This is a genomic window from Bradyrhizobium sp. CCGE-LA001 (genome assembly GCF_000296215.2).
GTDB lineage: Bacteria > Pseudomonadota > Alphaproteobacteria > Rhizobiales > Xanthobacteraceae > Bradyrhizobium.
This window is the reverse complement of the sequence record NZ_CP013949.1, coordinates 918,062-931,518: the sequence shown is the minus strand read 5'-3', so window position 1 is coordinate 931,518 and position 13,457 is coordinate 918,062. Positions and strand designations below refer to the sequence as shown.

13 protein-coding genes are annotated in these 13,457 nt (G+C 64.7%); 6 read left to right on the top strand and 7 right to left on the bottom strand.

Annotated elements, in window-relative coordinates:
* Positions 1 to 26: 26 nt before the first annotated feature.
* The 5 genes from BCCGELA001_RS04495 to BCCGELA001_RS04475 all read right to left on the bottom strand — a co-directional run bounded on the left by BCCGELA001_RS04495 (position 27) and on the right by BCCGELA001_RS04475 (position 5,090).
* Positions 27 to 833 carry an SDR family NAD(P)-dependent oxidoreductase gene (locus BCCGELA001_RS04495; protein WP_008543092.1) on the bottom strand — a complete coding sequence of 269 codons (807 nt, stop codon included), beginning with the start codon at positions 831 to 833 and terminating at the stop codon, positions 27 to 29.
* A gap of 11 nt (positions 834 to 844) precedes the next feature.
* Positions 845 to 1,264, bottom strand: coding sequence for a DUF1850 domain-containing protein (locus BCCGELA001_RS04490; protein ID WP_060734718.1), 420 nt, complete (start codon positions 1,262 to 1,264; stop codon positions 845 to 847).
* Positions 1,225 to 3,345, bottom strand: coding sequence for a TRAP transporter permease (locus BCCGELA001_RS04485; protein ID WP_008543088.1), 2,121 nt, complete (start codon positions 3,343 to 3,345; stop codon positions 1,225 to 1,227). Before BCCGELA001_RS04485 ends, BCCGELA001_RS04490 begins: the two co-directional genes overlap by 40 nt.
* 163 nt (positions 3,346 to 3,508) lie before the next feature.
* On the bottom strand, positions 3,509 to 4,456 hold the full coding sequence (locus BCCGELA001_RS04480; RefSeq protein WP_060734717.1) for a TAXI family TRAP transporter solute-binding subunit: 948 nt from the start codon (positions 4,454 to 4,456) through the stop codon (positions 3,509 to 3,511).
* A gap of 154 nt (positions 4,457 to 4,610) precedes the next feature.
* Entirely contained in the window at positions 4,611 to 5,090 is a 480-nt protein-coding gene (locus tag BCCGELA001_RS04475; protein ID WP_060734716.1) for a hypothetical protein, read from the bottom strand.
* Between the two features lie 193 nt (positions 5,091 to 5,283).
* On the opposite strand from BCCGELA001_RS04475, the gene BCCGELA001_RS04470 reads away from it, so the two are divergent.
* A complete protein-coding gene (locus BCCGELA001_RS04470) occupies positions 5,284 to 5,589 on the top strand; it encodes a hypothetical protein (RefSeq protein WP_008543082.1) in 306 nt (101 codons plus the stop codon).
* A gap of 167 nt (positions 5,590 to 5,756) precedes the next feature.
* Here the strand turns inward: BCCGELA001_RS04470 and BCCGELA001_RS04465 are convergent, their stop codons facing one another.
* Together BCCGELA001_RS04465 and BCCGELA001_RS04460 are read right to left on the bottom strand one after the other, a co-directional pair.
* Positions 5,757 to 6,971 carry a hypothetical protein gene (locus tag BCCGELA001_RS04465; protein ID WP_008543081.1) on the bottom strand — a complete coding sequence of 405 codons (1,215 nt, stop codon included), beginning with the start codon at positions 6,969 to 6,971 and terminating at the stop codon, positions 5,757 to 5,759.
* Between the two features lie 55 nt (positions 6,972 to 7,026).
* The gene (locus BCCGELA001_RS04460; RefSeq protein WP_144441136.1) at positions 7,027 to 7,653 is read right to left on the bottom strand and encodes an NUDIX hydrolase; all 627 of its coding nucleotides are present in this window, start codon (positions 7,651 to 7,653) and stop codon (positions 7,027 to 7,029) included.
* Positions 7,654 to 7,714: 61 nt separating this feature from the next.
* Here BCCGELA001_RS04460 and BCCGELA001_RS04455 point away from each other — a divergent pair, with 61 nt between their 5' ends.
* The 5 genes from BCCGELA001_RS04455 (at position 7,715) to BCCGELA001_RS04435 (ending at position 13,323) form a co-directional block, all read left to right on the top strand.
* Positions 7,715 to 8,140, top strand: coding sequence for a PaaI family thioesterase (locus BCCGELA001_RS04455; RefSeq protein WP_060737483.1), 426 nt, complete (start codon positions 7,715 to 7,717; stop codon positions 8,138 to 8,140).
* Positions 8,141 to 8,221: 81 nt separating this feature from the next.
* Positions 8,222 to 9,232: an aldo/keto reductase gene (locus BCCGELA001_RS04450; RefSeq protein ID WP_060734715.1), complete on the top strand. Its 1,011-nt coding sequence runs from the start codon at positions 8,222 to 8,224 to the stop codon at positions 9,230 to 9,232.
* 15 nt (positions 9,233 to 9,247) lie between these two features.
* Entirely contained in the window at positions 9,248 to 10,561 is a 1,314-nt protein-coding gene (locus BCCGELA001_RS04445) for a tetratricopeptide repeat protein (protein ID WP_060734714.1), read from the top strand.
* A 204-nt stretch (positions 10,562 to 10,765) separates the two neighbouring features.
* Positions 10,766 to 11,344 carry a hypothetical protein gene (locus tag BCCGELA001_RS04440; RefSeq protein ID WP_060737482.1) on the top strand — a complete coding sequence of 193 codons (579 nt, stop codon included), beginning with the start codon at positions 10,766 to 10,768 and terminating at the stop codon, positions 11,342 to 11,344.
* Between the two features lie 122 nt (positions 11,345 to 11,466).
* Positions 11,467 to 13,323, top strand: coding sequence for a sensor histidine kinase (locus BCCGELA001_RS04435; protein ID WP_008543064.1), 1,857 nt, complete (start codon positions 11,467 to 11,469; stop codon positions 13,321 to 13,323).
* Positions 13,324 to 13,457 lie beyond the last annotated feature (134 nt).

The window sequence follows — 13,457 nt, the reverse complement described above, 5'->3', positions numbered from 1 at the left end:
GGACGACGGGGAGAACGAGGCGACGCCTACGCCCCCGCCTTGCAGGTGATCCCGCCGTCGACCACCAGTTCGATCCCCGTCACATATTTCGACTCGTCCGAGGCCAGGAACAGCGCGGCGTTGGCGACGTCGAAGGCATCGCCCATATGGCCCATCGGCACCTGCGCGTCGCGGGCGCGCCACATCGCTTCGACATCGCCCTTGGCGTAGCTGTTGGCCAGCCCTGCCGAATGCTCGACCATCGGCGTCTTCATCAGGCCGGGCAGGATGGCATTCACCCGAACATGGCTCTTCGCGAACTCGATCGCGGTGGAGCGCGTCAACTGGTTCATCGCCGCCTTGCTGGCGTTGTAGCTGACATAGGAAATCCCGACATGGCGGATCGAGGCGATCGAGGAGATGTTGATGATCGAACCGCCGCCCTGCTTCACCATCACGGGAATGACGTGCTTCATGGCAAGATAAGCGCTCTTGAGGTTGACGGTGAAGACGCGGTCCCAGCTCTCCTCGGCGACATCGACCACGCTGCCCATCTCGGCGATGCCGACATTGTTGTCGAGCACGTCGATGCGGCCATGGGCCTTCAGGCACGCCGCCACCATCGCTTCGATCTCGGCCGATCGGGAGACGTCGGCGGTGAAAGAGCTCGCCTTGCCGCCTTCGTCGGTGATGATCTTCGCGGTCTCCTCGGCCGCCGCGCCGTTGCGATCGACGCAAAACACCTGCGCCCCCTCGCGCGCGAAGGTCACCGCGGTCGCCTTGCCGTTGCCCCACCCGGGACCGATCGAGCCGGCCCCCACCACCATCGCAACCTTGCCCTTGAGCCGATCCATCGTGATCTCCCTTATTTCTCTTGTTGTTTGCAGACGCTCATCGTGGTCACGTTAGCACCGATGGGAAGACCAACAATGTCCGAGAGCGTCCGGCACTGTCCATCATGGCACAACCGCCACTCCCCCGCCGCGCCCGAATTGCCGAGCACGACCTCCGGCATCGGCGCGCGGTTCGGTTGCCACTGAAACCAGCCGTCGACCAGCCGCGCTTCGGGCGGCGGCTCCATGCCGGGGCCGGTGCCCTTGACGCGGGCCTGCACCAGCTCGAGGCCGGCGGGCGTGACACGCCAGTCCTCCTGCCACTCGACCTTCGCGATCGAATGGGTCCAGGCGAGTGTGAAGGCCGATAGCGCCAGCGCCTTCACAGCGCCTGCCGTTGCGAAGCAGAGGCTCACACCGCCTCGACCGTTACAGGCGGACGCTGCCGCCATTGCCACAGCGCGAGCGCCGCGGCGAGCACGAAGCCTGCGGTGTCGCTGAACGGGAATTCGCCGAGCAGGCAGAGCGCGGCGCCGAACGCGATCAGGCGCTCGATCACCGTCAGGCGCGTGAACAGGAAACCGATCGCGACCATTCCGAACAGCGCAATTGCCACCAACGCCTTGAAGCTCGCCAGCGCGACGGCGCCGTAGAAGCCGAGCGTGGCCGCCATGGGATCACCGGGCTGCAGCATCAACGCCGGTGAGAAGACGAAGATAAAGGGAATTACATAGCCGGCGAGCGCGATGCGCATCGCTTCCCATCCGATCCTGTCCGGATTCTCCTTGGCGATCGGCGCGGCCGCAAGCGCGGCCAGTGCGACCGGCGGCGAGAGGTCGGCCATGATGCCGTAGTAGAACGCGAACATGTGGCTCGCGATCAGGGGCACGCCGAGTTTCGCCAGCGCCGGCGCGGCGAGCGCGGCGGTGATGATGTAGGTCGGGATAGTCGGAATGCCGGTGCCGAGCAGGATCGACAGCAGCATGGTCATGATTAGAGCCAGGAAAATGCTCTTCTCCCCGAGCCCGATCACCCAGCCGCCGAAGATGGTGCCGACGCCGGTCTGCGACATCATGCCGATGATGACGCCGACGATGGCGCAGGCCATGCCGACGGTGATGGCGGATTTCGCGCTCTCGGCCAACGCATCGCGGCAGGCGCGCAGCGCCGCGAAGCCGCCGCGCACGAACGCCGTGATCACGATCAGGCCGACCACGACGGTCGCGACCGGCGCGATCTGCAGGCCGTCGCGCGACAGGGCGGCGACTACGAGCGCGAGCCCGATCCAGAAGATGTAGCGGATGAGCGTCGACGGGGCGCCCGTCGTGATCGCGGTGCCGAGGATCAGCGTGACCGTGAGCGCAAGACCCATGCTGCCGGCATAGAGCGGCGTAAAGCCTTCGAATAGCATGTAGACGAGCGCGGCGAGCGGCAGCACGAGGTACCAGCGCATCACCAGCGCCTTCCACGCGCTCGGGATTTCCGAGCGCTTCATGCCGACGAGGCCGTGCTTGCCGGCCTCCAGATGCACCATCCAGAACGCGGACGCGAAATAGAGGATCGCGGGGATCGCGGCGGCCTTGACGATCTCCGAATATTGGACGCCGAGCGTCTCCGCCATGATGAAGGCGACCGCGCCCATCACCGGCGGCATGATCTGGCCCCCCATCGAGGCGGTGGCCTCGACGCCCGCCGCGAACGCGCGGCGATAGCCGAACCTGATCATCAGGGGAATCGTGAACTGGCCGACGGTGACGACATTGGCGACACCCGAGCCAGAGATCGTGCCCATCATGCCCGAGGCGAACACCGCGACCTTGGCCGGGCCGCCGCGGGTGCGGCCGAACAGGCCCAGCGAGACGTCGGTGAAGAGCTGGATCATGCCGGCACGTTCCAGGAACGAGCCAAACAGGATGAACAGGAAGATGTAAGTCGCCGAGACGTAGATCGGCACGCCGTAGAAGCCCTCGGTGCCGAACGACAGATGCGTGACGATCTGGTCGAAGTCGTAGCCGCGATGGTTGAGCGGCGACGGCAGGTACTGACCGAAGAACCAGTAGACCAGACACGCGCCGCACATCAGCGGCAGCGCCGCACCCATCAGCCGCCGCGTGCCCTCGAAGATCAGCACCGCGAGCAGCGTGCCGACCACGAGATCGAGCCGGGTCGGATCGCCGTCGCGGGCGATCAGGTCGGCATAGAATATCCACTGGTAGAGCCCGCAGAAGAAACCGGCGCCGCCGATCACCCAGCCGAGCGCGCGACCGGCAGCGCTCTTGGCCGTGAAATTGGCGATCAGGCCGAAGGTGAGCAGGACGAGGAAGCCGACATGGACGCCGCGCACCACCTGGCTCGGCAGATAATTGAAGGCGGCGACATAGAGCTGGAAGGTCGCGAACGCGATGCCGATCCAGTAGGCAAGCTGCCCCCACCAGCCGGGACCGAAGCCTTCGGGAAAGCCGTGCTCGAAATTGTCGAACTCAACTTTGACCTTCTCGGGCGCAGCTTGTGTGCCCTCTGCCTTTTCCAGCATCTCAATTCGTCCCCAACCGTCCAGCGCAATATCATTTGGCATAGCGTTTTCAGACCGTCATGCCCGAGCTTGTCCCGGGCATCCACGATCTTTCTCGCCCAGCCCAGAACGTGGATGGCCGGGACAAGCCCGGCCATGACGTCCGATAGCGAGAGAGCCGATCCTACTTGATCAGCCCTTTTTCCTTGTAATAGCGGATCGCGCCGGGGTGCAGCGGAACCGGGCTGCCGGTGGCCGCCGTCTCGAGCTTGATCTCTTTGCCGGCCGCGTGCGCATTCTGCAATTCCGGCAGCGACTCGAACACCAGCTTGGTCATCTGATAGGCGAGATCGTCCGAAACTGCCGAGCTGGTTACGAGGTAGTTGATCACCGCCGCGGTCGGCACGTCCTTGTCTTGCCCGGTATAGGTATTGGCCGGAATGATCGCCGAGACGAAGGGAGGGCCGATCTTGTCCACCGTCTCCTTCGGCACCGACACCACCGTGATCGGGCTCGAAGTCGATAGATCCTTCAGCGAGGCGACGCCGAGCCCGGCCGATTGCAGCGTCGCATTGAGCTGACGGTTCTTCATGAGGTCGACGGATTCGGCGAAGGGCAGATATTCGACCTTGCCGAGGTCCTTGTAGCTCATGCCGGCGGCGGCCAGGATCGCGCGGGAATTCAGCTCCGTGCCCGACTTCGGCGCGCCGACCGACAGGCTCTTGCCCTTGAGATCGGCCAGGGTCTTGATGCCGCTCTCGGCGGTCGCGACGATCTGGATGTAGTTCGGATAGATCGCGCCGATCGTGCGCAGCTTGTCGAGCTTGGTCTTGAAGCCCGCCTCCTCCTCGCCGTCCCAAGCCGCTTTCAGCGAGTCACCCAGCGTGAACGCCAGCTCGCCGCGACCCTGCTGCAGCAGGATCAGGTTCTCGACCGACGCCTTGGTGGCCTGCACCTGCGTCTTCACGTTCGGAATTTTGTCGCCGTAGATCTTTCCGATCGCGACCCCGAGCGGATAGTAGACGCCGGAGGTGCCGCCGGTCAGCACGTTGATAAAGGATTGCGCATGTGCGCAAGGCGCCGACGCCGCCAGAGCAAGAGCCGCGGCCACGCCGAAGAACGTCCGTTTCATGGTTGTTGTACTCCCCAAACCGGCGGGGAAATTGGCCGGATGCGGGGACCGGGTCAACCCATCCAAAAGGCAAAACAGGACTGCGGTAAATGGCCGTTCCGGCTCGACTTTTGGGAACCGCACGGTGCGGCGAGGTGGCGCGGTGGGCGCCCCCTCACTGGAAGGTCATGTCCAGGCACTTGGAGATGTCGGAGCCGAGGCCCGAGGAGATGATGATGCAGCCGCGCACCTTCTGCGCGCCCACGTCGGCGGCCCAGACTGAATAGCCGCCGGGGCCGAAGAACGAGTTGGTGTTCGGCGGCTCGGTCTCGGTGGCGTCGAAATCATATTTGCCGTCGGTCTCGAAGATACGCGGCTTCTTGGTGCAACCGCCGTCGGTCTGGACGTTGATGACTTCCTTGTTGTCGCGGGTCAGCGCCAGCGAGACCTGGCAGCGGAAATATTCCGAGGTCTTGGTGTTGAAAAGATAGGTGTAGGACTTGCAGGTCGCGGTGTTCAGCTTGCCCGGAGCAAGGCCGCGGCTGCACGCGATGCGTTGGTTGTGGCTGAGCTGGTAATCATCGGCACGCGCGGCCGGCGCCAGCGCCGTCAGCGACAAGGCAGCAGCCCAGCAGAGTTTAATCACATGGCGCATCCGAATCATCCCTACCCCAAATTTTGTCGAGTTGCGTTCTAGACGGAAAGCGGAACATAGTCGCGAGGGGACGAAGGGAAAATCACAAACTGCTGGGCAAGGTGTGATGCGCTGCGGCGCTTTCGCGAATTGACCTTGAAATGCCGTTCGTGATTTGTTCAAGTCTGGATGTCCCGACCGTGGGAGGATGGGAATGACGGCATTTTCAACCAAATCATTTGCAATCGCAGCCGCGCTCAGCACCTTTGCCGCGCCCGCATTGGCGCAAGCCCCGGCAACGCCGTGGGACCTCAAGTCCGACATGGGCTATGCCTATGACAAGGAGGGCAAGACCTACTCCTACAAGATGGGCACCAGCAATGCCGGCGAGCTGCTCAAGGGCGCCAAGAAAGTGCCGAAGGGCACGCTGTTCTTCATCGGCCACAATGGCCAGCTCTATATGCGCACCGGCCCCTATCTCGAAGGCGACGGCAAGTTCAAGTTCGGGCCTGATCAGTAGCCGGTAGGGGCGAGCGTCGGCGCCGCCACTTACTCGGTGTCATCGTCCGCGAAGGCGGACGATCCAGTATTCCAGAGGCCGCAGTGATGAACCGAGAGCCCGCGGCGTACTGGATGCCCCGCCTTCGCGGGGCATGACAGCGGAAGATGCGGCAAGAGCGAGCGATCTTAGAACGCCCCCGCCAGCTCCTTCGCGCCGGGCTTGCCGCTGTTCACGTCCATCCGCTCATCCGTCACGGCGAGCAGCTTCGCCACCGTGTTGTGGCGGATCGCGACCGGGTTGCGCTCGTAGCCGCCGCGCTGGAAGAAGTTCGAGGTCGGCACCCGCTCGCGCATTGCCTGCGGCATCGTCACCATGTCGAGGCCGGTGCCATCGCCCGTGAGGTTCATCATCTCGAGCTCGGCCGCCGAGAGCGGGCGCGAGTATCCCTTGGCCCGGGCGAAATGCACTGAAGTCAGCAGCTTGTGGGTCTGCAGCATCGGGCCGATGTCGACGTCGAGCACCATCGCATGCATGGCCCAACCCTGCGGGGTGGCGCCCATCTTCTCGTGCTCCGACCAGGTATCGGGCACCGACTTGGCGTGCGCGACCATCTTCTTCAGGACAGCGAACTTGTGCTCGAGCGCATGTCGCGCCGGCCCCGACGTTCGCGCCACCTTCTCCGACAGCGCATGGATCAATTCATGGCCCTGCTCGGCAAGCAGCTCGACGCTGTTGGTGGTCAGGAGCTGGTTGTAACCCATCGCGGTGGAGATCGCGCGCTTGCCGCCGTGCTCGATTCCCGCCTGCACGTCATACGTGCCGGTGCCGCCGGTCTCGAACGAATAGACCCGCACCGCCTGCTCGCGCGTCAGGCCGTTGGCCAGCGCATAGCGCGCATAGGCGCGCTTGAATTCGACCTCGCTGGAGGGACGCTGCGGCGTGAACTGGTAGAGCTCCTGCGCCGCGCGCAGGAAATCGGCGACGACGGGGATGGGCTTCCTCGCGGGACGGTCCGGCGTTTCCTCCGGCTCCGGGTTCACCGGCCGCTTCGGCCCGTTGTAGAGCGGCGGATGCTCCAGCACGTAGTCGTCGAGGGTGATCTGCTGCCCGCTGCGGCGCTTGGCGTTGCGGCCGCGACGCTTCTCGGAGATCTGGCTCCAATAGGCGCCGGCCTCGGCGTCGAAGGCCGCGCGCGCCGCCTGATATTCCGCCAGCTTGCGGCGATATTCGAGCACGGCAGGCGAGGCTCCGCCTTGCGCGAAGAACTGCGACAGCAGCTGGGCATTGGCATTGCGGACGGCCGGCGGCAGCGCGTCGGCCTCACGGCCCCGCGCGGCGGGCGCGAGCAGGACGAGCGCGAGTGGAACCAGCGCAAGGCGATGTCGAATCGAATGATGCATGATGCCGTCTTAGCAGGCATCCGGTAACCGTCACGTTAACGCGCCGTTTACCATGTCATTTCCAGGCGAAAACTGGCTGTTCCAGCTCGGTGACGCGGGTGTGCCGGCCCGCCAGCACCTCGCGGAACTGGTAGATCAGGGCCGCCGTCGGCGCGTGGATCAGGCTCATCTGGTGATGGAAGCGGATCACGCGTCGCGCGCTTTCGGGGATCGCGATGAAGTCGAAAGCGTCCTCGCGCTCGATCGTGGTGAGCGCGATGCGATGGACGGAGGCGACCTCGTCCGGGTTCGGCTCGACCGCGGCGCTGTTCGAAGCCCAGACCACGACGGGTGTGATCAGATAGCCCGAGCGCGTCGGATAATCGTCGAGCGTGCCGAGCACGTCCGCGCTGGTGAGGCGAAGTCCGAGCTCCTCGTCGAGCTCGCGCAGCGCGGCCTCGATCGGCGTCTCGCCGGCATCGCAGCGTCCGCCCGGCAAGGCCCATTGGCCGCGATGGGCCCGCAAATGCGACGCGCGCAGCGTGAGCAGCAGCGCGGTCTCGTCGCCCTCTCCTGCTGTCAGTGCAACCGCCACCGCGGCGCGCTTCAATGGCGACGGCGCATCCTGCTCAGGCAAGCGCGCGAAGGCGGCGCACGCATCAGCGATATTCCGCCGTGTGGCATCGTCGAACGGTCTCATGATGCTTGACTACACCACGTCCGGCCTCGATGAAATGAGTACGCAAGCAGGAATGGACGACGAGATGACGAGCAAGACCGCCGCAAGGCTGAAATCAGACGGCTGGAGCATCCTGGAGACCACGGGCTTCCTGCACCTGATCGGTCCCTTGTGGGAGCGCAAGGTCGACGGCCATTACGAGTTCGCGCTTGCCACCGAAGAGAAGCACCACAATCGCCGCGGCATGGTCCAGGGCGGCGTGATGATGACCTTCGCCGATCGCACCTGCGGCATGTCCGCCCGCTACGTCTCCGGCAAGGAGTACTTGGCGACGGTGCAGCTCGATACCCATTTCGTCGAGGCCGGACAGATCGGCGACATCCTGATCTCCCGCCCGCGCGTGGTCCGCTCGACCCGCAGCCTGATCTTCATGAGCACCGAGGTGACGGTGGATGATCGCTGCATCGTGATGGCGAATGGCGTGTTCAAGATCCTGAAGGGGCCGGGATAGGCGCGCGGTCAGGTTGTCGCTACGCTCGCAATGACGGAATGAGGCGGCTATGCTGCCGCCTCCGATAGTGAGGATCCGCCCATGCAATACCGCCAGCTCGGCCGCAGCGGCCTGAAAGTGTCGCCGATTTGTCTAGGCACCATGATGTTCGGCGGGCCGACTGACGAAGCCGCGTCCAATCGGATTATCGCGAAGGCACGCGATGCCGGCATCAATTTCATCGATACGGCGGATGCCTATTCAAAGGGTGCCTCCGAAGAGGTCGTCGGCCGCGCCATTGCCAGCAACCGTGACGCCTGGGTGCTCGCGACAAAACTCGCCAATCCCATGGGTGACGATCCCAATCGCGGCGGGCTGTCGCGGCGCTGGGTGTTGCAGGCCGCGGACGAGAGCCTGACGCGGCTCGGCACCGACCACATCGACGTCTACTATCTGCACAAGGAGGATCATGCGACGCCGCTGGAGGAGACGGTGCGCGCGATGGGCGATTTGATCCGCGCCGGCAAGGTGCGCTATTTCGGCGTCTCGAACTACCGCGCATGGCGCGTCGCCGAGATCTGCAATATCTGCGACCGGCTCGGCATCGACCGGCCCGCGGTGAGCCAGCCCTATTACAACGCGATGAACCGCATGCCCGAGGTCGAGCATTTTCCGGCCTGCTCTTACTATGGTCTCGGTATCGTGCCCTACAGCCCGCTGGCGCGCGGCGTGCTCACCGGCAAGTATAAGCCTGACGCCGCGCCGGACAAGGACACGCGCGCGGGTCGCAACGACACCCGCATGATGCAGACCGAATGGCGGCCGGAATCGCTTCAGCTCGCGCAGGAGATCAAGGCTCACGCCGAGAAGAGAGGCATCACCGCCGGACAGTTCGCGGTCGCCTGGGTGCTGAACTCCGCGTTCGTGACCTCCATCATCGCCGGCCCCCGGACGGAAGAGCAGTGGGACGACTACATCCGCGCGCTCGACTACCGCTTCACTGCGGATGACGAAGCAATCATCGATCGCCTGGTCGTGCCGGGCCATCCGTCGACGCCGGGTTATAACGACCCGGCCTACCCGATCGAAGGACGCCGCGCGCGGACGGCGTGAACCGAGGAAACGGCCATGCCGCTCGAAGATCGTTTGGGACTGCCGCTCTCCACCTCGTCGCACGAGGCAGCATTCAGCTATCGTGACGGCGTCGATCTCATGCTCGCGGGGTGGACCGGCACGGCGGAGGCGCTGGAGCGGGCGATTGCAATCGATCCGGATTTCGCGCTGGCCCATATCGCCCGCGCCCGCGTGCACGCCTTCTACCAGCAGGGCGACCTCGCGCGCAGCAAAGCGATGCTCGCGCGCGAACTCGTCGCAAAGCGCGGCACCGAGCGCGAGCGCTCGCATGTCGAGACGCTGGCGCTGGCGATCGAAGCACGGCTGCCCGAGGCGATTGCGGCGATGCGCCAGCATGTCGAGGCATGGCCGCGCGATGCGGTGGTGCTGTCGCTGCCGCTCGGCGCCTTCGGCCTGTTCGCCTTCTCCGGCATGGCCGATCACGACCGCGCGCGGCACGAGCTATGCGAGCGCGTCGCGCAAGACTATGGCGAGGATTGGTGGTTCCTCACCATGTATGGCTGGGCGATGACGGAGAATGGCGACGTCGCGCGCGGCCGCGGCGTGACCGAGCGCGGATTCAATCTGCGCCGCGCCAATGCCCATGCCGCGCACGCCGTGCTGCATGCGATGTTCGAGGACGGCTCGATCGAGGCGGCCGATCGCCTCGTCGACGACTGGATCCCCGGTTACGACCGCGCCGGAATCTTGCACGGCCATATCCGCTGGCACCAGGCCCTCGGCGCGCTCGAACAGGACGATGCGGCGCGGGCGCTTTCGATCTATGCCGACGTGCTCCAGCCGTCGGCTACGCAGGCGCCGCCGCTCAACATCGTCACCGACGGCGCCTCGCTGCTGTGGCGCCTGTCGGCCTACGGCCACGCCGTGCCAGATGCGCTCTGGCGCGATGCCGACGCCGCTGCGCAAAAACTATTCCCGAGATCCGGCCTGCCGTTCGCCGACGTCCACATGGCGCTGTTTGCTGCCGCAACACAGAACCACGAGGCCCTAGCCGCGCGCCTCGCGGTGATCGAACAGCGGCTGGCGGACGGCAAGCTGCCGGCCGGGGAGGTGGTGCCAGCGATCTGCCGCGCGCTTCTGGCCTTCGCGGATGAGGATTACGCGGCCTGCGTGCAGATGCTCGCGCCGGTTCTCACCGACGTCGTGCGCATCGGCGGCAGTCACGCCCAGCGCGAGCTGATCGAGGACACCTATATCGTCGCCCTCATGCGCAGCGGCGAGCTGCCTCTAGCCCGCGGCCTGCTGGAGGCCCGCTTGCATCGCCGGCCCTCCCTGCGGGATAGGCGCTGGCAGGCCGCGATGGGCTAGTCTAGGCTCTGCCACGAAAAAAACATCGGCCTGACGGCATGTGCGGGCCAGGACGATTGAGGCGGTCGCGAATCGCCAGCGGGTGACGCGGTGGTATTTCGGTCTGGGTTGGCAAAACAAACGGGATCGCAACGAATTTGCGGTTCAATGGCTATCGGGCGGAACTTTCCCGTGTCCGTCGCCCCCTGGCATGCGAGCCTGACGATGCGCCTCCGCCGACCGGTTCTGGCCGCAACCCTCATCGCCTTCGCAAGCCCTTGTTTTGCCGAGCCTTCTGCTCCGATTCCCGTCAACAATCCTCCGGCGCAGCAGAGCGGCTTCATCGATCTGCTGGCGCTGATGTCCGGCCATTGCAAGACGCTCAAGGTCGCCGGGCGCACCTATGCCTGCAAGACGGTGGCCTACGCCCATGGCGACAAGGGCCGGGTCAATTTCGCAGTCGCGGTCGACAATCCCGCCGACGCCAACCACGTCGTGTCGTTCTCCGGCGAGAACGGCAAGCGCGCCGACGACAATTCCTATGAGCTGCCGATCGACCGGATGCTGCTCAACTCCAAGGACCGACCCAAGGTCGACGGCCTGCCGGTGCCGGCGGAGCAGACCTCGACCGGTGTCTGCCGCCAGACCGGCAATTTCGCCGCCAGGAAGGTGAACGACGTCGCCTGCTCGGCAACCGACAGCGAGGGCCGCAAATACGAGCTCTTGTTCGTCTCCGACGGCACCCCGGTCAGCGTGCGCCGCATCCGCCAATCGCTGCCGTCGATCCAGGATCCGTTCAAGTAGCCGCCTTCCGCGCCTCGGAGAGCGCGCGCATCCATCCGTTGAAACTCCAGGTCGGCCTAGTATGCTCTCGCGTGCATCCTCACTGAGGAGCCCGATTGCAAGCGGAGGCGGGGCCAGGAAGTATGCGCATCCTCAGCGGCCTCACACGCATCCTCATCGTCTGCCTGTTCGTCAATCTCTCGCATCAATGCATAGCGGCCGACGGGCCGCGGCAACGCTCGATTCTCGTGCTCGAAGAAGCCGATTTTCGCTCGCCGTTCTATCTGGAGATCTTTACCGGCATCAGCGCTGCAGCGAAGCAGAACGGCAAGTTCCCCACCGTGATCTACGGCGAGAGCCTCGATCTCGCCCGCTTTCCAGGACCGGACTACGAAGAAAGCCTCGTCGGTCACCTCAAGTCCAAATATGCGCAGCGTCAGATCGACGTCATCGTTTCGATCGGCGTTGCATCGGCGAAATTCCTTCAGACGCGGAAGCAGGAGATTTGGCCCACTGCTCCTGTCGTCTACGGATTCGTGCCTGATCTGCCCGAGACGCGCGCGCTGTTTCTGCCGGACACGACGGCCATCTTCGCCAGAGTGAGGCCAACACATCTCCTGACTGCGGCGCGCGCGATCGTTCCCGACTTGACCCACGTCGTCCTCGTCGGTGGCGCCTGGAAGAATCCGCTGGTCTACGGACAATGGAAGCAGGATTTCGCGGCCGCAATGCCCGGTCTCGAAGTCACCGATCTGTCCGATGCGCCGTTGCGCGAGGTTCGCAAGCAAGTCGCCAGCCTGCCCGCCCGCTCTGCGATCCTGACTTCGGCGATGTATTCCGACGGCGAAGGCACCTATTATTCTCCGGCTGCGGCACTCGCACGCGTCGCCGAAAGCGCGAACCGCCCGATCGTCATCACCTCCGATACCTTTCTCGGACGCTCGGGAGTGGGAGGCTTCCTGCTGCTACCCGACAGCATCGGACGGGAAGCCGGCGAAGTAGCGATGCGCGTTCTCGGCGGCGAAGCGCCCTCGAGCATCCCGCCCTTCAATGGGGACAACGTGAAGCCGATCTTCGATGGGCGTCAACTGAAGCGCTGGAACGTCGACGAAGCCAATCTGCCCGCTGGCAGCCAGGTGCGCTTCCGCGAGCTGAGCTTCTGGGAGCGCTACTACTGGCACACCACAATCGCGGGCAGCGTGATGCTCGTACAGGCGCTGATGATCGCCACTCTGTTGCGCGAGCGCAGGCTGCGCTTCCTGGCGCAGGTCGAGGCAGGCCAGCGCATGTCGGAGCTCGCCCACATGAATCGCCGCGCGACTGCGGGGCAGATGTCGGCCTCGATCGCACACGAGCTGAGCCAGCCGCTCGCCGCGATAATGATCAATGCCGAGGCCGGCGCACAGGCGCTCCAGCATCCATCTCCCGACCTAGGCGAGCTCAGGGACATACTAGACCATATTCGCCGCGATGATCAGCGAGCAAGCGAGGTCATCAATTGGCTGCGTTCTTTCCTGAAGAAGGAGCAGACCGAGCCGCGCGAGCTCGACTTCAATGTGACGGTCCGGGAGGTGTTTCAATTCCTTTCCGTGCAGGCCGTGGCCCGCAAGGTCGAACTCGCGACCGAGGCTTCCTCCTCGGACATCCGCGTCAAAGGCGACAAGGTACAGCTGCAACAGGCCATCCTAAATCTTGTCGTAAACGGCATGGATGCTGTGGCCCATCTTCCGGCCGATCGACGCCGCGTCCTCGGCCGCACCAGCCTCGTCGAGGGCAATCGAGCCCATCTCTCCATCGCCGACGCCGGCGATGGTATCCTGGCGGAGAAGACGACCGAGATATTCAAGCCGTTCTTCACGACCAAGGCGCAAGGCATGGGCATAGGCCTTTCGATCGCACGCACCATCATCGAAACACATGGGGGGCGCATCTGGGCTGAGAACGTGCCGTCCGGGGGCGCCGTCTTCCACGTCAGCCTGCCGCTGGCAGCGCAGCGATAGCTGCGGAGCGCGGTTGCCCGCAACGTCGCCTCGGCGAGCCCAGGGTCAGGCGAGCGCTTTTTCCAGCGTCGCGAAGATCCCGAAAAGCGGTTTGTCGCCGCCTCATTCGGGACGAACTCATGGCGACGACGCGG